Source organism: Klebsiella sp. GFKo11, assembly GCF_056490265.1.
The window spans coordinates 719,704-738,354 of sequence record NZ_CM151369.1; the positions used below are offsets into that span (position 1 = coordinate 719,704).

Genomic DNA, 18,651 nt, shown 5'->3' on the forward strand with positions numbered 1-18,651 from the left:
AAGCTTTTTTAGGATTGTGTTTATAGTTGTTTTGTGTAAAGTTAATTATTCTTAATTTACATTTAAATAAATTATATTTTAAATTTCGTGATGAATTGATTAGTGCCTAATTTTTCTATGAAAAATATTTTTATAAATCGAATTATAATTATATAATATAATCAAGTGACAAAAAGGCAGATGTTTTAATATCTGCCTCTTTTCTTATACGATTTGTAATTCAATTGGAATGTTTTTTAACTCAGAGAGATATTCACTGCTAATACCATCATCGGTAATGACACAGTTGATTTTATCCATCGGCAGGACCTGATTAAACCCGCGACGGTTAAATTTGCTGGCATCCAGCACGGCAACCACCTTATGGGCAGCCGCAGCCATAACGCCGCTGATGGAGTAACCTTCATTAAAGGTGGTGATGCCGTTGGTGGTGTCGATACCGTCGGCACCGACAAACATCAGGTCGGCGCTGATACCCTGTAGCGAGCGTTCGGCGATAGTCCCATGCATGGAGTGGGTTTTATGGCGAACGGTGCCGCCGCAAACCACCAGGGTAATATCTTTATTTTCCGATAACGTAAAGGCCGCAGGCAGACTGTTAGTAATCACCGTGATATTGGTCATACGTACCAGTTCCTCGGCAATCAGCAGGGTGGTGCTGCCGCTATCAAGGATCACCGTCATCCCTTCGCTAATCATCGTCGCTGCGGCCTGGGCAATCCGTTTTTTAGGGTCACTGGCCAGCTGATAGCGGTCCTCAAGTACAACTTCCTGGCTATCCCCTTCGGTCAAATTGCTGCCTGGCCTGGCTGCGCCGCCGTGAAAGCGGGTGAGTAAACCCTTCTCTTCCAGCAAGCGTAGATCGGCCCGGATGGTGACTTCGGAGATGCCAAAGAGATTCGAAAGGTCCAGTACCAATACGCTACCCTGCGCATTGACCATTTCGACGATTTTATTCCTTCGCTCAAATGAGTTCATATTAATTTGCCTGATAATTAACTGATCTTAGTGTAATCGAAGGGTAACGAAAGTTGAACGATAATTTTCGAAAGGTTGTGTGAGCCAGCTCTGATTGCTGGCTCAGGCGGTCAGGAGAGTTTAAGCAGGATTTTTCCCTGCATTGGCGCGCCGTTGAGCGCCTGGACTTCGCGGGCAAAGCTCTCTGCATCGCCGATGTGGGCGATAAGCGGGGCAAGCTGAATACGTTTTTCCGTCAGCAGGCGCACTGCCGTTTGCCACTCTTCCCCTGGCCACGGGCCGGAGTAGTTCATCCAACTGCCGACGATAGTTAGCTCTTTACGTAAAATCTGACCAAAGGTGGCGGAAGGCAAGGTCAAATCATGGTGCAGCGTGCCGACCAGCGCCAGCTGCGCGCGCGGCCCGGCGACGTCAATGCCCAGCGCCACGGTTTGTGGCGTACCGGCGGTTTCAAGCACCAACTGATCGAACTGAATCTCTTCCAGCGCCGCCTGAATCTCTTTACCGCTCATCTCTCTGCTGTTGAAGACGCGGGTTGCGCCGAGCGTTTTTGCCAGCTCCAGCTTCTGCGGGTTGATATCAATTGCCGTAATGCTTTTGGCGCCCAGTTCGCGGGCGCACTGCAGCGCTAGCAGACCGATGGTGCCTGCGCCAATAATAATGACGTTTTTCCCTTCGCAGCCCTGTGCCAGATGGAAGGCGTGCAGGCCAACGGTGATTGGCTCGATAAACGCGCCGTCGTCAATCGGCATCTGATCCGGCAGGCGGAACAGGTTGGCGCGTTTGACTACTACGTATTGCGCATTCCCGCCTTCGCTACGCGAACCAACGAACTGGTACTGTTTGCACAGCGAGAAATATTCGCGCTGGCACTGCGGGCAGTTAAAGCAGGGGAGCAGGGGCACGCAGGCCACCGCATCGCCCGGCTGCAGATCGGTCACTGCGGCGCCGTAAGATTCAACATAGCCGCTGAACTCGTGGCCCAGCGTGATGGGGTAGTAGTGTGCGCCTTTGGCGAAAATGCGCGGAATATCAGAACCGCACAACCCGGAGCTGACGACTTTTACCAGGACATCGTTTTCCGTTTGCAGAGTCGGTATTGGGCGTTCTTCAACGCACACTGTCCCCTCAGCATGGATTACCACTGATTGCATAAAAAATTCTCCAGAAATGTCCGGGGGAGCGAATGCTCCCCCCTGAGATTAAGAAACGGTTGGGCTTTGTTGGGCTGTGGCAGCTTTCTCTGCGGCTGCAAAATTGCGCGCTCGACGCCACGTCAGCAGCACGCCGGCAACATAGATGACGCCGATAACCGCAAAACCGACCACGTTTTGCCAGGTGAAGAGCTGGATGAGCAGCCAGGTAATCGGCGAACCGCCCTGGTCCATGGAGGCCACCAGACCACCCGCTTTCAGAGCCCCGGCGTTAGCCGCCAGCTGGGTATGCAGGCCGATGGTCTGCGTCGCTATCCATAGCGTGATCCCCATCAGGATGATTCCGGAAATTAGCGTACGGAACAGGTTCCCCTGATGCACCGCAACCGCCATTGCCACGAAGAAACCGATGGTTGCGAGGTCACCGAACGGCAGGACCTGGTTGCCCGGCACCACGACCGCGATAAGAATACTCAGCGGGATAAAGATCAGGCTGGCAGAGACGACCGAGGTATGGCCAAGCAGCAGCGCCGGGTCGAGACCAATCAGGAAGTCCTGGCCACCGAATTTTGCCTGCAGACGTTTACGCGCCTGTTTGGCAATCGGGTTCAGGCCGTCCATGATCGGTTTGATAACGCGCGGCATCAGCAGCATCACAGCACCGGTTTTCACCGCCAGCTGCAGAATACCTTTCAGGTCGTAGCCTGCCAGTGCGCCAATGACCAGCCCCATCACAAAGCCGACGGTGACCGGCTCGCCGAACGGGCCGAAGCGTTTCTGGATATCGTCAGCGCTGAAGTGAATACGATTCAAGCCGGGAATTTTTTCAATAATCGTATCGACCAGCACCGCTATCGGCCCTAAATATGCTGAGCTGCCGTGCGGAATAGCGATACCGTCGAGGCCGAAAAAGTCGCGGGTATCCTTGGCAAACCAATCACCGAGTTTGTAGACGAAAGCCGCGTGTACTACGACGCCGAAAATACCAATCCAGTAGGAACCGGTAGCGATATGCAGCATCGCGCCGGTAAAGGTCATGTGCCAGATATTCCAGATATCGACGTTCACGACGCGGGTCATTCGGGTAACCAGCATGATGATATTGACCGCAATGGCGATGGGAATAGCGACCAGTGCGATTTGTGACGCCCAGGTCATCGGTGCTGAACCTGGCCATCCAACGTCAATCACGTGCAGGTTAATCTGGAACTGTTCGGCCATTGCTTTTGCTGCCGGGCCGATAGAATCGAGCATCAGACCGATGACCAGGCCAATGCCGACGAACCCAATCCCGATATGCAGGCCTGATTTAAAGCAATCCCCGAGCTTCATCCCCAGTAGTTTGGAGAAGATAATGATCACAATCGGCAGCATCACCGTCGGACCAAGATCGAGAATATAACGCATAATTTCGCTAAACATGGACGTTACTCCGCAAGGATGTTCAGGATTTTTTGCTGCAGTTCTTCAATGCCAACGCCGGAAATGAAAGGCATGCCGTGAACAACCGGAATGTCGCCGAAAGTTCTGTCGACCCGGGCGGTAGTGCAAATCAGGTGCGCACCGTCCATATAGGTTTCGATTTCGTTGACGCGACACTGCACCAGGTCCAGCTCAATGTTGTGGTCTGCGCACAGGTCTTTGATCTCTTCTGCGGCCATGGTAGAGGTGGCGACAGCGCCGCCACAGGCTACGATTACTTTACGTTTCATAGGGTACCCCTTTTATTATCAGTCTTTTATAAAGCCTGAGCGCTAGGCTCTGACTCAAGGATAGAGTGCCGAAACAGCTCGGGCAGCTGCTCTTCTGAGGCAGCCAGTAATGCTTCAAGCGTGGTCGGGTTCTGTAGCTCACTAAATAACCGGCGCAGCAGTTTTAGCTGTGCAGTCGGATTTTCAACAATCAGCGCGATGATTAACGAAACGTTAATTTCGCCGTCGTCATCAGCGCGCTGAAAAGGGACCGGATTATCCGGGCGAATCAGATAGATAGCTGGAGACTTCGCATGCACCGCCTCACAGTGAGGGATCGCGACCGCATGCTGCTCCAGCGCAATGCCGGTTGGGAAAGTCGCTTCTCGTTCGAGCAGCGCCAGCGGATAGCTGTCATGCACGACGCCGCGTGCCAGCATCTCTTCGCCAATGTGCTCCAGCGCCTGCTGGCTGGTGCTAAAATGAATGCCGGTACGAACAAATAGTTGACTCATAAATCCTCTTTACTTCAGGCGATTTCAGATGAACAGCCGTAACGGTAAGCACGCAGCACATCCTGAATTTTGTCGAGGATGAGGTCGTGCGGTACGGCGGCGAGTTCGTTTAACGACAGTCGTTCAAACTGCACAGGCATATATTGGCTGATAAGGCCCAGCGGCAGTTTGGTTTCAGTCAGGTTTGCAATTAACTTTTCGACGCTCTGGCGAATACGTGGGTGCGGCCAGTAGTAGCGAATGCGGTCGGACAGGCTGAAGTGAATATCCACCATTGCCTGGCTCCAGGTCGGACGATAGTACTTCTTCCAGTATCCCGGTTCGTTAAGCATCACTTCATCAATGACTTCCATCACGTGGCTGCGGGATTCCGGAGCAACAAGCTCATTTTCCATTTGCGCGAGGGCGAAAATAGCTTCGCGCAGAGCGAAGGTCAGCGCTGGGCCAACTTTCAGGATGGCGTAGTGGTCACGGACCAGCGCACGATAAGCCTGGCGGGACTGGTAGTCGGTTGAGTGCGCTTCGTAAACCATCGGCGTGCCTTCAATCCATGCGGACAGCGCTTTAGCGGCTTCCGGCTGATAATGGATAATTTGCGTATGGTCGAACTCAACGCCAGGCTGCACCACGATAGCAATGACGCGCTCCAGCGCAGCATCCAGCCCCAGCTTGCGGAAGGCGGCTTCGTGAGTTTCCAGCGTTGCCGCCGCATCCTGCGCACGGGTCACATGGACGCTGCCGATGGTACTGGCTTCGCCGCCCGGTACCGGGACTTCAGTGCCAATCACGTAGGTCAGGTGTCGCTTCAGCTCATCGCTTGCTGTCTCTTCTGCGGCCTGGCACAGGCGGGCGGCGCGTTCAGCGACGACGGCCGGGTCCAGAGGCACTGGATCGTCAGCGCAGGACATCGAGGCATCGAGATGGATTTTGCTGAAGCCCGCGGCGACGTAGGCTTTAATCAGGTCGACAGATTTTTCCATCGCTTCGACGGCAGGCTCGCCCTGCCAACAGTTCGGGCCAAGGTGGTCGCCGCCGAGGATGATGCGTTCTGATGGAAAACCAACGTCCTGGGCGATTTTATTCACGAAATCGCGGAAGTCCGCAGGCTGCATCCCGGTGTAGCCGCCAAACTGGTTCACCTGGTTGGATGTCGCTTCGATAAGGACCTTATTGTTGGTATGCAGATCGAAACGCAATGCCGCTTCGATAACCAACGGATGCGCGGAACAAACTGAACAGATGCCGATGTGTTCGCCAGCTTTGTGGCGGGAAATAATATCTTTCATTTCAATCCTCCGTTTTCTTTCGAATATATTCGTTATGTTTTGTTTTGCTCGCAAATCACTTTGTTTTGATTTGTGATCCACCTCGAAAAAAAGAAAGATAAAACGTAATATTTCGAAAGTTACAGATAAAAAAACGCTCTGGCGATGACGGCAGAGCGTTTTTAATTCATTGAAATTTAACTAAATATACGGGATAGCCAGCTCCGTTTGGGCTTTTCTGCAGGCTGAACGACCTGCTGCGGCTGGGCGGCAATTTCGCCTAATCCGGCATTAAAGGCCGCGCCGATAGCATCCAGCGCCTGATGGGCATCTTCCCCGCTGGCCATAAAGTGCAGACGATGCCCCTGTTTTGCGCCGAGAGAAACCACGCGCATCAGGTTTTTGGCATCGACAATAGCGGATCGCGTATCGACATTTTCCACCCGAATTTGCGACTGCCACTGTTTCACAGCCTTCACCAGCACTGCGCTTGGCCGCGCATGCAAGCCGTGGGGGTTGCGTAAGGTAAACGTCGCCTCTTCGTCGAACACCGGGGGGGCTTCAATTTCTTCCCCTTCGGCAGGCAAAATATTACCGGCCAGAATCTCCAGCACCGCCTGCGGGCTTTCGGCGCGCGATAGCGCTTCAGGCACGCGATCGTCGCTCAGGGCATGGGTGAGTTGGCGCAGAATATCGAGGTGCTCGTTATCCTGAGCTGCGATACCCACAATCAGATAAGCCGTTTGTTCTTCACCCCAGTCCACCCCCTGCGGGCAGGCCAGCACTTTCACTCCGGTTTGTAGCACGGCGTCACGACTCTGCGGTGTGCCGTGGGGAATGGCGATACCGTTGCCGAGGTAGGTGCTGATTTGCCCTTCGCGCTCGCGCATGCCGTTCAGATAAGCGGGCGTGGTATGACCGGCCTCGGTTAAGCTCCCAACGACGCGTTGCAGCGCTTCATCTTTCGTTTTGACCTCGCGGTCGAAATGGATATCTGCGCAAGTCAGTTGCATAAAAAGCTCCTTATTTAATGGCACCGGCAAGCGCCGTCGCTTCCTGGGTGCGTTTCTGCCAAAGCCTCCAGCATCCCAGCATGACCGCGCCGCAGGCGGAACCGGCGAGAATACACAGTACCCACATCAGGGGTTTACTCACCAGCGGCAGGATCAGGAAGCCGCCGTGCGGAGCAGGGACCTGAATATGCAAGCTATAGCTGAGAACTGCAGAGATAGATGAGGCGATCATCATCATCGGGATGACACGCAAAGGGTCTTTGGCGGCGAAGGGAATAGCGCCTTCGGTAATGTGGGTGCAGCCGAGGATATAGTTGACCATCCCGGCGGCGCGCTCTTCTTCGCTGAAGCCTTTCGGGAAGAAGGTTGTCGCCAGAGCGATAACTAGCGGCGGCGTGATACAGGCGGCGGAAACCCCGGCCATAAAGAAGTAGTTGCCCTGTCCAAGCAGCAGCGTCCCGGTGACGTAGGCCGCTTTATTTACCGGACCGCCAAAGTCGAAGGAGCACATCGCGCCGACCACAATACCCAGCAGAATCGGGTTTGCTTCCTGTAATGAGCTTAGCCAGTTCATCATCGCGTTATTGATAGCGGCGACAGGTTGCCCCAGCAGCACCATCATCACGCCAATCACCAGCACGCCGACCAGCGGCATAATAAAGATCGACTTCAGCCCCTCATACTGGCGCGGCAGGCCGTTGAGCATATTGCGGATGAGCAGCATAAAGTAACCGGCGGCGAAACCAGCGATGATCCCGCCGAGAAAGCCTGCGCCGGTCGCGTTGGCCAGCAGTCCGCCGACGAAGCCAGCCACCATCCCGGGACGTCCGGAAATAGACCAGGCGATATACGCGGTGAAAATTGGCACCATGATCGAGAAGGCCTGCTGGCCTACTTTCATCAGCGTGGCGGCGATAACGTTGTATTGCGGTGAATTCGGGTCTGCGGAGTAGATGCCCCACAGGAAGGAGATAGCAATCAGGATCCCCCCGGCGACAACAAACGGCAGCATGTTAGAAACGCCGCTCATCAGGTGCTTATATACCTGGCGACCGAATGATTCCTGCTCGTATTTCTCCGTTGATTCTTGTGTGGAGGAAATACCCTGACGACGCGTCGCCTGGCCGCTGATAACTTTGTTAATTAAATCGGCCGGATGATGAATGGCTTCTTTAACCGGAACTTCAATTACTGGTAGCCCATTAAATCTCTCGGCATTAACATCTTTATCAGCAGCAATAATAACACCATAAATATCTTTTAGATCTTCTGGCGTAATGACATTTTCAACGCCGGAAGCGCCGTTTGTTTCTACTTTAATTTCGACATTTAATTTCTTTGCTGCAGTTTTTAAGGCTTCTTCAGCCATAAAAGTATGCGCAATACCGGTAGGGCAGCCGGTAACTGCAATAATTTTTTTCATAATCGGACCTTTATAATTGGACGACTTGAATCTGCTGTAATAATTCTTCTGTGCGTTGTAATTTTCCTAATCCGGCGGAACCAGCAACGTCAGCGCCGGTGGCGCTGGCTAATGCCAGGGCGTGAGTGACGTCTTCTTCGTTAAGCCATTTACTGAGAAAAGCGCCTAGTGCGGCATCACCGGCACAGGCGGAGCTGACCAGGTCTATTTTGGGTGCGGAGCAGAACCACACGCTTTCACCATCAGAAAAGTAGAGACCCTCGGCGCCCATCGTTAACAGCACGTTGCGAGCGCCGAGCTGGTGCAGCGTATGCATTGCCTCAAGCACCTGCTGGTGGTTACTGACATCGAGACTGAATATTTCCCGCAGCTCGTCATCGTTAGGTTTGATCAGCAACGGCCGTAATTCCAGCAACTGGCGCAGGACCGGATGGCTGATATCGAGAATAATTTCGCAGCCTTTCTGCTGGCATAATTCAATAATCTCGCCATAAAACCGGCTTTCAATTCCTGGAGGCAGGCTGCCGCTAATGACTAAATAATCCCCAGCACAAACGCATTCCAGGTGATGAATAACCTGCTGCTTACAATCATCATCAATTTTTGCCCCAGGATTCACCAGCTTATATTCATCGGTGCCATCATTAATGAAAATATTAATTCTGGTTGGCTCAGAGACCCATGCTGGCGTGACTTTAATTTTCTGCTGACGTAACTCTTCCACAATATAACGGCCAGTGAAACCGCCGAAAATGCCCATAACGTGAGTGGGTTGCTGATAGTGATTTAATATCAGCGAGACGTTAACTCCCTTACCGTTTGGGCAATATTCTGTATGCCGGGTTCGGTTCACCGCCGAAGGCTTCAGCGGATCGCAAAAGATATTCATATCGATCGCAGTGTTGAGTGTCAGGGTATGGATCACGACATTGCTCCTTCGATCCGGAAATTACAGTTGCCCTTCACAGCCGCAAACGTGAATAACTTTGCGTACCACATCTTTCATCGCAGCTTTTGCAGGTTTCATGTAATGGCGCGGATCGTTAGCGTCTGGATTTTCATCGAAGTACTGTTTCAGAGCGTCGGAGAAGGCGATTTTCAACTCGGTGGCGACGTTAACTTTGCATACGCCCAGAGAAATTGCCCGGCGGATGTCACTATCCGGAAGACCTGATGCGCCATGCAGTACCAGCGGCACGTCAACGCGATCGCGAATGGCGGCGAGACGGTCAAAATCAAGCTTCGGTTCCGCGGCATACATGCCGTGCGCCGTACCAATGGCCACAGCCAGCGAGTCGATGCCGGTGCGAGTGACAAATTCGCGAGCCTGCTCCGGGTTGGTATACAGCGCATCTTTTGCATCGACGACCAGATCGTCTTCCACACCGCCAAGACGACCCAGTTCGGCTTCAACGCTGGCATCATAACGATGACTCAGTTCAACCACGCTCTTGACTAATGCGACGTTTTTTTCAAAAGGAGAGTGTGAACCGTCAATCATGACCGAACGGATACCGGCCTGTACCTTACGCGTGATATCGGTCAGATCTTCATGGTGATCGAGGTGTACCGCTAGCGGGAGATCCCAAATCTTAGCCAGATCGCGAGCGATCGCCACCACGTTACCGGTTCCTGCATAGCTGTAAGTTCCCGGGGTACCTGCAAGGATCAGCGGAGAGCGCAGTTCGGCAGCAGTTTCTACTACGACCTGCATCGTTTCCAGATTGTGGATATTAAAGGCAGGAACGGCGTAACCGAGACGCTGGGCTTTCAACAGCATATTTTTACTAGAGATAATGTACATTCGTACTCCTAATTTTTAAATCGTAAGTTTATATTGATATTGCTCCTTCATTTTGAAAGTAATGTAACGATCGTCTTCCACTCATGTTGTGATCCATCGCACACAAACGCTATTTTGTTTTAAAAATGAAAGTTAATCATTGTTGTGTGTTTTCTTTTTTAAAGGTATTTTATGAACTAAACCTAACGTTAATCGTATGAATCTATTGTTTTTAGTGGATTTTATGCTTTTTTTCAGTGGCATGAAGTTTGACAATGTGGCGGGGAAATTTAAAAATGAAAGTTATTCTGGGAGATAATAAGAAGGCGCAATACCGTGGCAAAACCGTCAACCAGCCTGCTAAAAAGGCGCTTGGACATCGCGGAGATCGTACGCAAAAACGGGGAGATTAAAGTCGATGATTTGGCTGAAATGCTGGCCGTTTCCGGAGTGACGATTCGCAATGACCTGAATTACCTGGAGCAGCAGGGCTATCTTAAGCGCTCTTTTGGTGGTGCAATTTACACCGCCCAGTCGGGGGCCCCGGTGGCATTGGTTCGGGAGTCTTCGGTTGCGATAGACAAAGCGCTGGAAACCGAAATGGCTCGCCAGGTTGCAGCGCAAATAGAGAATAGTGAAACGTTATTTTTGGGACAGGGCTCGATTTTGCGTAAAGTGATCCCTTTCCTTGCTGGTTACGATGAGCTTTGTCTGCTACTTAACGATTTGTCGCATGTCCCGCTAGCTCAAGAATTCCTTAATGGTGAAACCGTATTACTCGGCGGTGTACTGGGGAATAACGGAAAAATTGTTGAGGGTGATTTGGCGCTTAACGTTCTGGGACATTATCGCCCTTCGCGAGCGCTTATCGCTGTTGATCAGATTGCCGAGGATGGCATCTTGAGCGTCAGGCAAGAGGCCAGCGCCCGACTGTTGAATGAGGCGATTACCCAAAGTGATCGAGTGATTGCAGTAATCGCTAATCGCCCAGTATACGGCGACAAGCGGTATGAGATTGGTCATTTGCAGCAGATGAGTTGCGTGGTGACGCCGCAGGTTGTTGCTGCGGAATATCATGCCCGTCTACTCGCCGCAGGGCTGACTAACAGCTATACCAATAATGAGTGCCTGACATGGCTCAACCCTGCTTTGCAAAAAGCAAAGTAAAGGAGCGATGATGAATGTGACCATTTGCACCATCGGCGAACTACTGGTGGAGTTTCTGGCAAAAGAAGAGAACCAGGGCTTTTCTCGCCCGGGAGAGTTTTGGGGGCCATATCCCAGCGGTGCACCGGCAATTTTTGCCGATCAGGTGGCAAAGTTGGGGTTTGGTTCGGTGCTTTTTAGCTGCGTCGGCAATGATGCGTTTGGGGAAATGAATATCGCGCGACTGGATGCCGATGGCGTTAATGTCAACGGTATCGCCATACTGCAAAAAGCGACTACTGGCAGTGCTTTTGTAAGCTATCGGAGTCAGGCACAGCGCGATTTTATTTTTAATATGCCGAACAGTGCCTGCGGTCTGTTGACTGCCGATCATATTGACGAAAGCCTGCTTAATCAGTGCAATCATTTTCACATTATGGGCTCCTCGCTGTTTTCGTTTCGCATGATCGATGCGATGCGTAAGGCGATTGAAAATATCAAAGCGCGCAACGGCACGGTTTCGTTCGATCCGAATATTCGTAAAGAGATGCTCAATATTCCTGAAATGTCGCAGGCCTTTGAATATATTCTCGATTACACGGATATTTTCCTGCCAAGCGATGGTGAGTTGAATTACTTTGGCCTTAATCCGGGGCGTGATGAGCAAGTACTGGTTGATAAGTTGCTCAAACGCGGTGTTAAGCATGTTGTCATTAAACGTGGGCCTCGGGGAGCCAGCTATTTCAGTGCTCAGGAAACGCATCATGTTACCGGTTTTAATGTGCCAGTTGTGGATCCTACGGGAGCGGGTGACTGTTTCGGTGCAACCTTTGTCAGTCTGTTTCTGTCAGGCGCATCGCCGCAGGAAGCGTTGAGATGGGCTAATGCCAGCGGTTCTCTGGCGATTACCCAGCGTGGGCCGATGGAAGGGACTTCGACGAAGGCGCAGATAGAGGCGTTTCTTAACGAACAGAGATGAGAATGAGTTATCCCGCTCGAGGCAATAACGAGCGGGATAAATGATGTTAACGGATCACGTCACCGGCGCTGGGTTAAACACCGCCAGCTGATTATGTAATCCCCACTGATCCGAGAAGGTTTTCTTGCGGCCGCTGGCGACATCAAGAATAAACTCGAACAGCTTCAGCCCCACCTCTTCGATGGTCTCTTCACCGGTCGCAATCGTTCCGGCGTTGATATCCATTAAGTCAAACCAACGATTCGCCAGTTCGGTACGCGTTGCCATCTTAATGACCGGCACCGCTACCAGGCCATACGGCGTCCCGCGACCGGTGGTAAACACCTGCACGGTGATCCCAGAGGCCACCTGCTGGGTACCGCAGACAAAATCACTGGCTGGCGTTGCGGCGTAAATCAGGCCGCGTTTGGTTGGACGCTGTCCCGGGGAAAGTACTTCGGCAATCGCGCTCTTACCGGATTTAGCGATAGAACCGAGCGCCTTTTCCACCACGTTTGCCAGGCCGCCTTTCTTGTTGCCTGGGGAAGGGTTGGCGCTGCGGTCGGTTTTGCCCATATCGAGATAGTTATCGTACCAGGCCATCTCTTCCAGCAGACGTTTACCCACTTCTTCGTTGATGGCGCGTGGCGTCAGCAGATGGATTGCATCGCGCACTTCGGTCACTTCGGAGAACATCACGGTTGCGCCGCAGCGCACCAGCAGGTCGGACGCATAGCCCACTGCCGGGTTGGCGGTCACGCCAGAAAACGCATCGCTGCCGCCGCACTGCATACCGACCACCAGCTCGGAGGCCGGGCAGGTTTCACGTTGGCGCTGGTTCAGTTTCTCCAGATGACGCTCGGCAACTTGCAGAATATCGTCGACCATCGATTTAAAACCGACGTGCTTTTCGTCTTGCAGGCTAACGATACTGGCGCTATCCACCGGGATGCTTTTCACATCATCGGTACCTTCCAGCAGACGCTCTGGCTGAAGTTTTTCACAGCCGAGGCCAATTACCATCACTTCGCCGCCGAAATTCGGGTTAAGCGCAAGGTTGTGAATGGTACGGATAGGCACGACCGCCGCCGGGGCGTTAATCGCCACGCCGCAGCCGTAAAGGTGATTCAGGCCGACTACGCCATCAACGTTGGGATATTTCGGCAGCAGATCGCGTTCGATAATTTTAACCACGTAATCTACAACACCCGCCACGCAGTGCACGCTGGTGCTAATGCCGAGCAGGTTTTTGCTCCCCACGCTACCGTCTGCGTTGCGATACCCTTCGAAGGTGTAGCCTTCCAGCGGCGGCAGCGGCTCGGGAACTTTGGTCGCCAGCGGCAGGGTGTTGAGCGGTGGCGCTTCCGGCAGCTCGACCAGCGATTCATCAATCCAGCTACCCTGCGCGATATCACGTACCGCGTAGCCAATCACTTCGCCATAGCGGATGATTTCACCGTGTGCGGGAATATCGACCAACGCGACCTTATGGCCTTGCGGGATATGTTCAACGAGCGTGAGTCCATCAGGGAAACGCGTTCCGGCCGTTAAACCTCGATCGTTAACAATAATCGCCACATTATCCGTTTCGTGTACTTTTATATAAAACGCCGTCGGCGATTCTTGTCTAATTTCAATGTCAGCCATTGTCCAGTATTCTCCAGCAAGGTGCGAATAATAAAATAAAACGGTTATTCAATTTCTGATGCTCAGATTTGTGGAATTAAGAATGTCAGGTGTTTAGATTTAAAAATGTGATCTAAATCACTCATTTTTGCGTGAGGGAGTCAGGTATAGAAGGAAATCACTGGAACTGTGCATTAGCGCCCACTGATTGTTGCATTTGCACAATTATAATGGTTTTTGTTATCTCTTTGTGGGGTTTATGCACAGTGATCAAATACCGTGAGCTGATTATACTGAGTCATGCTTGCAATGCGTCGGATAAGTAAATCGACAGTGTCTAAGATCGATTTATAAATAACTAAAATCACACCAGTAATAAATGATGGAAGGTGTGTCGTACCTGAGGAATATAAAATGAGTGTGGATGCTGCAATAGAGCAGAAAAAGGGTATGCCAACCCGATATTTAATTCTGTTGATAATATTTATTGTTACTGCCATTAACTATGCAGACCGTGCGACGCTATCTATTGCCGGTACCGAAGTGGCGAAAGAGTTGCACCTGAGTGCAATCTCAATGGGTTATATTTTCTCCGCTTTCGGTTGGGCCTATTTGCTGATGCAAATTCCTGGCGGCTGGCTGCTGGACAAATTTGGCTCGAAGAAGGTCTACACCTACAGCCTGTTCTTCTGGTCGCTGTTTACCTTCCTGCAAGGCTTTGTGGATGTATTCCCGCTAGCCTGGGCTGGTGTCTCAATGTTTATCATGCGTTTTATGCTGGGCTTCTCGGAAGCACCTTCTTTCCCGGCAAACGCCCGTATCGTTGCGGCCTGGTTCCCGACCAAAGAGCGCGGTACCGCATCCGCTATCTTTAACTCCGCGCAATATTTTTCTCTGGCGCTGTTCTCTCCGTTGCTGGGCTGGCTGACTTTTGCCTGGGGCTGGGAACATGTGTTTACCGTCATGGGTGTGATTGGTTTTGTCCTGACCGGTCTGTGGGTTAAGTTCGTTCACAACCCAACCGACCATCCGCGGATGACGAAAGAAGAACTGAAATTTATTGCGGATAACGGTGCCGTGGTCGATATGGACCATAAAAAGCCGGGTGACTCTGCTGCAAAAGGTCCAAAACTGGATTACATCAAGCAGTTGCTCAGCAGCCGAATGATGCTAGGTATCTTTTTTGGTCAGTACTTCTTAAACACTATTACCTGGTTCTTCCTCACCTGGTTCCCTATTTACCTGGTGCAAGATAAGGGGATGTCGATTCTGAAAGTGGGGATGGTGGCTTCCATTCCGGCACTGTGCGGTTTTGCCGGTGGCGTGCTGGGTGGGCTGTTCTCTGACTACTTGATTCGCCGCGGTTGCACGCTGACCTTTGCACGTAAGCTACCTATTGTTCTGGGTATGCTGCTGGCATCGACGATTATTCTGTGTAACTACACCGATAGCACGGTGCTGGTGGTGGCGCTGATGGCGCTGGCATTCTTCGGTAAAGGTTTTGGTGCTCTGGGTTGGCCGGTTATCTCCGACGTGGCACCGAAAGAAATTGTTGGGCTGTGCGGCGGGTTGTTTAACGTCTTCGGTAACGTAGCCTCTATCGTCACCCCGCTGGTGATCGGCTATATCGTAAGTGAGCTGCACTCCTTTAATGGCGCACTGATTTTTGTAGGCTGTTCCGCGCTGATGATGATGATTTGCTACCTGTTCGTGGTCGGTGACATCAAACGTCTGGAACTGCAGAAATAATTAACGGTTAAGTGACAAGGTATAAGCGATGAATAACGATATCTTCCCGAACAAATTTAAGGCGGCCCTGGCGGCGCATCAAGTTCAGATCGGCTGCTGGTCCGCGCTCGCAAGCCCTATCAGCACTGAAGTTTTAGGTTTGGCTGGCTTTGACTGGCTGGTGCTGGACGGCGAACATGCGCCGAACGATATCTCAACCTTTATCCCACAGCTGATGGCGCTGAAAGGCAGCACTAGTGCGCCAGTTGTGCGCGTACCGACCAATGAGCCGGTGGTTATTAAGCGCCTGTTGGACATTGGTTTCTATAACTTCCTGATTCCGTTTGTAGAGACGGAAGAAGAAGCAGTCAATGCCGTAGCTTCTACGCGTTATCCGCCAGAAGGCATTCGCGGCGTCTCCGTATCACACCGCGCCAATATGTTTGGCACCGTGCCGGATTACTTCGCGCAGTCGAACAAAAACATCACCATCCTGGTGCAGATCGAAAGTCAGCAAGGCGTGGATAACGTCGATGCGATCGCTGCAACCCCAGGCGTCGACGGTATTTTTGTCGGCCCAAGCGATTTGGCCGCCGCGTTAGGCCATCTGGGCAATGCTTCCCACCCGGAAGTACAAAAAGCTATCCAGCACATCTTTGCGGTCGCGAAAAAGCACGGTAAGCCAAGCGGCATTCTGGCGCCGGTTGAAGCGGATGCGCGTCGTTATCTGGAATGGGGAGCAACCTTTGTCGCCGTCGGCAGCGACCTGGGCGTATTCCGTTCGGGCACGCAGAAATTAGCTGATTCCTTTAAGAAATAACCACCACCGAAACTAGAGAGATAAAGACATGACAATGAAAGTTGGTTTTATTGGCCTTGGTATCATGGGTAAACCAATGAGTAAAAACCTCCTCAAGGCAGGTTACTCGTTGGTGGTTGCTGACCGTAACCCGGATGCGATTGCAGAAGTGATTGCCGCAGGCGCGGAAACCGCCACGTCGGCGAAAGCCATTGCTGAACAGTGTGATGTGATCATCACCATGCTGCCGAACTCTCCGCATGTGAAAGAGGTGGCGTTGGGCGAAGGCGGCATCATTGAAGGCGCGAAGCCGGGTACCGTTCTGATCGATATGAGCTCCATCGCGCCTCTGGCAAGCCGCGAAATCAGCGAAGCGCTGAAAGCGAAAGGCGTGGATATGCTGGATGCGCCGGTCAGCGGCGGTGAACCGAAGGCCATCGACGGCACCCTGTCGGTGATGGTTGGCGGCGATAAAGCGATTTTCGACAAATATTACGATCTGCTGAAAGCGATGGCCGGCTCCGTAGTACATACCGGTGATATCGGCGCAGGTAACGTAACCAAACTGGCTAACCAGGTCATTGTGGCGCTGAACATTGCCGCTATGTCTGAAGCGCTGACTCTGGCGACCAAAGCGGGCGTGAACCCGGATCTGGTGTATCAGGCCATCCGCGGTGGACTGGCCGGTAGCACCGTGCTGGATGCGAAAGCGCCAATGGTGATGGACCGTAACTTCAAGCCGGGCTTCCGTATCGATCTGCATATCAAAGATCTGGCGAACGCGCTGGATACCTCTCACGGCGTCGGCGCACAGCTGCCGCTGACCGCTGCGGTGATGGAGATGATGCAGGCGCTGCGTGCCGACGGTCTGGGTACCGCCGACCATAGCGCTATCGCATGCTACTACGAAAAACTGGCGAAAGTGGAAGTCACTCGCTAACAAGAAGGGCGCGGATGCGCGCCCTGTAATTCTTGCCTTGCGCGGCACTGTCAGGCTACATAACTATGAAAATCGTAATCGCCCCAGACTCTTATAAAGAAAGCCTCTCGGCCACTGAGGTGGCACAGGCTATAGAAAAAGGTTTTCGGGAAATTTTCCCCGATGCGCTCTACGTGAAGGTTCCTCTCGCCGATGGTGGAGAAGGTACCGTTGAGGCGATGATTGCCGCGACGCAGGGAACCGAGATGAGTGCCTGTGTGACGGGGCCGCTGGGTGTTCCGGTTGATGCCTGCTGGGGACTTTCCGGCGATGGCAAAACCGCGTTTATCGAAATGGCGGCGGCCAGTGGGCTAGGGCTGGTACCTCCCGCCCAGCGCAATCCGTTATTAACTACGTCGCGTGGTACCGGTGAGCTGATTTTGCAGGCGCTGGAAAGCGGGGCGAAAAATATCATTATTGGTATCGGCGGCAGCGCCACCAATGATGGTGGCGCGGGGATGGTACAGGCGCTGGGCGCACGTCTTTGCGACGCAAATGGCGTGGAGATCGGCAACGGTGGCGGTAGCCTGTGTAGCCTGAATTCGATTGATATCTCTGGTCTTGATGCGCGATTGCGCGATTGTGTTATCCGCGTTGCTTGCGACGTGACCAACCCGCTGATCGGCGATACTGGCGCTTCACGGATTTTTGGCCCGCAAAAGGGGGCCACCGAAGCCATGATCCGCACGCTGGATAGCAATCTTGAGCATTACGCCGATATTATTCTGGCCGACCTGCATGTTGATGTTAAGCAGGTTGCTGGTGCGGGAGCGGCAGGCGGCATGGGCGCAGCGTTGATGGCGTTTCTCAATGCTGAATTGCGCAGCGGAATCGAAATTGTAACCCAGGCGCTGAATCTGGAAGAGCATATCCTCGATTGCTCGCTGGTGGTAACCGGTGAAGGTCGGCTGGATAGTCAAAGCATTAACGGTAAAGTGCCAGTGGGCGTGGCTAGCGTGGCGAAAAAGTATCATAAGCCGGTGATCGGTATTGCCGGTAGCTTGACCCGCGACGTGGGTGTGGTTCATCAGTATGGTATTGATGCGGTGTTTAGCGTACTGACCAGCGTGACCACTCTGGAAGAGGCGTTTCGCGGCGCAGCAGACAATATTTATCATGCGTCGCGGAATATTGCGGCGACATTGCAGGTCGGGATGGCGACGGAAGGATGACAACCGGCGGTAAACCCTCTATACTTCGCGCCGAAGCTGACCAGACAGTCGCCGCTTCGTCGTCGTCCTCTTCGGGGGAGACGGGCGGAGGGGAGGAAAGTCCGGGCTCCATAGGGCAGGGTGCCAGGTAACGCCTGGGAGGCGCAAGCCTACGACCAGTGCAACAGAGAGCAAACCGCCGATGGCCCACGCAAGTGGGATCAGGTAAGGGTGAAAGGGTGCGGTAAGAGCGCACCGCGCGGCTGGTAACAGTTCGTGGCACGGTAAACTCCACCCGGAGCAAGGCCAAATAGGGGTTCACAAGGTACGGCCCGTACTGAACCCGGGTAGGCTGCTTGAGCCAGTGAGCGATTGCTGGCCTAGATGAATGACTGTCCACGACAGAACCCGGCTTAACGGTCAGCTTCACTCTTTTATGCAA

The 18,651-nt window shown here is 52.7% G+C and carries 17 protein-coding genes and 1 other RNA gene; 7 read left to right on the forward strand and 11 right to left on the reverse strand.

Going from position 1 to position 18,651, the window contains the following annotated elements; genetic code table 11:
- Nucleotides 1-204: 204 nt before the first annotated feature.
- The 10 genes from AC07P6_RS03470 to AC07P6_RS03515 form a co-directional block, all read right to left on the reverse strand.
- Nucleotides 205-978: a DeoR/GlpR family DNA-binding transcription regulator gene (locus tag AC07P6_RS03470; protein WP_434661373.1), complete on the reverse strand. Its 774-nt coding sequence runs from the start codon at nt 976-978 to the stop codon at nt 205-207.
- Between the two features lie 110 nt (nt 979-1,088).
- A complete protein-coding gene (gene gatD / locus AC07P6_RS03475) occupies nt 1,089-2,132 on the reverse strand; it encodes a galactitol-1-phosphate 5-dehydrogenase (RefSeq protein WP_182235039.1) in 1,044 nt (347 codons plus the stop codon).
- Between the two features lie 48 nt (nt 2,133-2,180).
- A complete protein-coding gene (locus AC07P6_RS03480; RefSeq protein WP_182235038.1) occupies nt 2,181-3,554 on the reverse strand; it encodes a galactitol-specific PTS transporter subunit IIC in 1,374 nt (457 codons plus the stop codon).
- Between the two features lie 5 nt (nt 3,555-3,559).
- Nucleotides 3,560-3,844, reverse strand: a complete 285-nt coding sequence (gene gatB / locus AC07P6_RS03485) for a PTS galactitol transporter subunit IIB (protein WP_112213604.1) — start codon at nt 3,842-3,844, stop codon at nt 3,560-3,562.
- A gap of 26 nt (nt 3,845-3,870) precedes the next feature.
- Nucleotides 3,871-4,338, reverse strand: coding sequence for a PTS galactitol transporter subunit IIA (gatA, locus tag AC07P6_RS03490; protein WP_478315653.1), 468 nt, complete (start codon nt 4,336-4,338; stop codon nt 3,871-3,873).
- A gap of 14 nt (nt 4,339-4,352) precedes the next feature.
- The gene (gene gatZ / locus AC07P6_RS03495; protein WP_478315654.1) at nt 4,353-5,624 is read right to left on the reverse strand and encodes a tagatose-bisphosphate aldolase subunit GatZ; all 1,272 of its coding nucleotides are present in this window, start codon (nt 5,622-5,624) and stop codon (nt 4,353-4,355) included.
- Between the two features lie 176 nt (nt 5,625-5,800).
- Nucleotides 5,801-6,616: an HPr family phosphocarrier protein gene (locus AC07P6_RS03500; protein ID WP_478315655.1), complete on the reverse strand. Its 816-nt coding sequence runs from the start codon at nt 6,614-6,616 to the stop codon at nt 5,801-5,803.
- Nucleotides 6,617-6,626: 10 nt separating this feature from the next.
- Nucleotides 6,627-8,039 carry a PTS fructose transporter subunit IIC gene (locus tag AC07P6_RS03505; protein WP_434661375.1) on the reverse strand — a complete coding sequence of 471 codons (1,413 nt, stop codon included), beginning with the start codon at nt 8,037-8,039 and terminating at the stop codon, nt 6,627-6,629.
- Between the two features lie 10 nt (nt 8,040-8,049).
- Nucleotides 8,050-8,964: a 1-phosphofructokinase gene (gene pfkB, locus AC07P6_RS03510; RefSeq protein WP_478315656.1), complete on the reverse strand. Its 915-nt coding sequence runs from the start codon at nt 8,962-8,964 to the stop codon at nt 8,050-8,052.
- Between the two features lie 24 nt (nt 8,965-8,988).
- Nucleotides 8,989-9,843: a tagatose bisphosphate family class II aldolase gene (locus AC07P6_RS03515; protein WP_478315657.1), complete on the reverse strand. Its 855-nt coding sequence runs from the start codon at nt 9,841-9,843 to the stop codon at nt 8,989-8,991.
- 351 nt (nt 9,844-10,194) lie between these two features.
- On the opposite strand from AC07P6_RS03515, the gene AC07P6_RS03520 reads away from it, so the two are divergent.
- Both AC07P6_RS03520 and AC07P6_RS03525 read left to right on the forward strand, forming a co-directional pair.
- Nucleotides 10,195-10,989 (forward strand): DeoR/GlpR family DNA-binding transcription regulator, encoded by a 795-nt coding sequence (locus AC07P6_RS03520; protein ID WP_478316934.1) that lies wholly within the window; start codon nt 10,195-10,197, stop codon nt 10,987-10,989.
- 10 nt (nt 10,990-10,999) lie between these two features.
- The gene (locus tag AC07P6_RS03525; protein ID WP_304261133.1) at nt 11,000-11,947 is read left to right on the forward strand and encodes a sugar kinase; all 948 of its coding nucleotides are present in this window, start codon (nt 11,000-11,002) and stop codon (nt 11,945-11,947) included.
- Between the two features lie 54 nt (nt 11,948-12,001).
- On the opposite strand, the gene garD is transcribed toward AC07P6_RS03525, so the two are convergent.
- Complete coding sequence (garD, locus tag AC07P6_RS03530; RefSeq protein ID WP_110272925.1) at nt 12,002-13,573, reverse strand: galactarate dehydratase; 1,572 nt, start codon at nt 13,571-13,573, stop codon at nt 12,002-12,004.
- Between the two features lie 393 nt (nt 13,574-13,966).
- On the opposite strand from garD, the gene AC07P6_RS03535 reads away from it, so the two are divergent.
- From AC07P6_RS03535 to rnpB, 5 genes are all read left to right on the forward strand, one after another.
- Nucleotides 13,967-15,301: an MFS transporter gene (locus AC07P6_RS03535; protein ID WP_434661378.1), complete on the forward strand. Its 1,335-nt coding sequence runs from the start codon at nt 13,967-13,969 to the stop codon at nt 15,299-15,301.
- A 28-nt stretch (nt 15,302-15,329) separates the two neighbouring features.
- Nucleotides 15,330-16,100 (forward strand): 2-dehydro-3-deoxyglucarate aldolase, encoded by a 771-nt coding sequence (garL, locus tag AC07P6_RS03540; RefSeq protein ID WP_112213613.1) that lies wholly within the window; start codon nt 15,330-15,332, stop codon nt 16,098-16,100.
- Nucleotides 16,101-16,128: 28 nt separating this feature from the next.
- On the forward strand, nt 16,129-17,019 hold the full coding sequence (gene garR, locus AC07P6_RS03545) for a 2-hydroxy-3-oxopropionate reductase (RefSeq protein WP_112213614.1): 891 nt from the start codon (nt 16,129-16,131) through the stop codon (nt 17,017-17,019).
- A 65-nt stretch (nt 17,020-17,084) separates the two neighbouring features.
- Nucleotides 17,085-18,230: a glycerate 2-kinase gene (garK, locus tag AC07P6_RS03550; protein ID WP_304253724.1), complete on the forward strand. Its 1,146-nt coding sequence runs from the start codon at nt 17,085-17,087 to the stop codon at nt 18,228-18,230.
- Between the two features lie 32 nt (nt 18,231-18,262).
- An RNA gene (rnpB, locus tag AC07P6_RS03555) (RNase P RNA component class A) lies at nt 18,263-18,641 on the forward strand.
- Nucleotides 18,642-18,651 lie beyond the last annotated feature (10 nt).

What these genes read in the sequence shown, in the direction of transcription:
- AC07P6_RS03515 (WP_478315657.1), bottom strand. Translation starts at nt 9,843, where the DNA reads ATGTACATTATCTCTAGTAAAAATATGCTGTTGAAAGCCCAGCGTCTC.
- gatD (WP_182235039.1), bottom strand. Translation starts at nt 2,132, where the DNA reads ATGCAATCAGTGGTAATCCATGCTGAGGGGACAGTGTGCGTTGAAGAA.
- AC07P6_RS03535 (WP_434661378.1), top strand. Translation starts at nt 13,967, where the DNA reads ATGAGTGTGGATGCTGCAATAGAGCAGAAAAAGGGTATGCCAACCCGA.
- garK (WP_304253724.1), top strand. Translation starts at nt 17,085, where the DNA reads ATGAAAATCGTAATCGCCCCAGACTCTTATAAAGAAAGCCTCTCGGCC.
- AC07P6_RS03505 (WP_434661375.1), bottom strand. Translation starts at nt 8,039, where the DNA reads ATGAAAAAAATTATTGCAGTTACCGGCTGCCCTACCGGTATTGCGCAT.
- garD (WP_110272925.1), bottom strand. Translation starts at nt 13,573, where the DNA reads ATGGCTGACATTGAAATTAGACAAGAATCGCCGACGGCGTTTTATATA.
- AC07P6_RS03480 (WP_182235038.1), bottom strand. Translation starts at nt 3,554, where the DNA reads ATGTTTAGCGAAATTATGCGTTATATTCTCGATCTTGGTCCGACGGTG.
- gatB (WP_112213604.1), bottom strand. Translation starts at nt 3,844, where the DNA reads ATGAAACGTAAAGTAATCGTAGCCTGTGGCGGCGCTGTCGCCACCTCT.
- garL (WP_112213613.1), top strand. Translation starts at nt 15,330, where the DNA reads ATGAATAACGATATCTTCCCGAACAAATTTAAGGCGGCCCTGGCGGCG.
- AC07P6_RS03470 (WP_434661373.1), bottom strand. Translation starts at nt 978, where the DNA reads ATGAACTCATTTGAGCGAAGGAATAAAATCGTCGAAATGGTCAATGCG.
- garR (WP_112213614.1), top strand. Translation starts at nt 16,129, where the DNA reads ATGACAATGAAAGTTGGTTTTATTGGCCTTGGTATCATGGGTAAACCA.
- gatA (WP_478315653.1), bottom strand. Translation starts at nt 4,338, where the DNA reads ATGAGTCAACTATTTGTTCGTACCGGCATTCATTTTAGCACCAGCCAG.
- AC07P6_RS03500 (WP_478315655.1), bottom strand. Translation starts at nt 6,616, where the DNA reads ATGCAACTGACTTGCGCAGATATCCATTTCGACCGCGAGGTCAAAACG.
- gatZ (WP_478315654.1), bottom strand. Translation starts at nt 5,624, where the DNA reads ATGAAAGATATTATTTCCCGCCACAAAGCTGGCGAACACATCGGCATC.
- AC07P6_RS03525 (WP_304261133.1), top strand. Translation starts at nt 11,000, where the DNA reads ATGAATGTGACCATTTGCACCATCGGCGAACTACTGGTGGAGTTTCTG.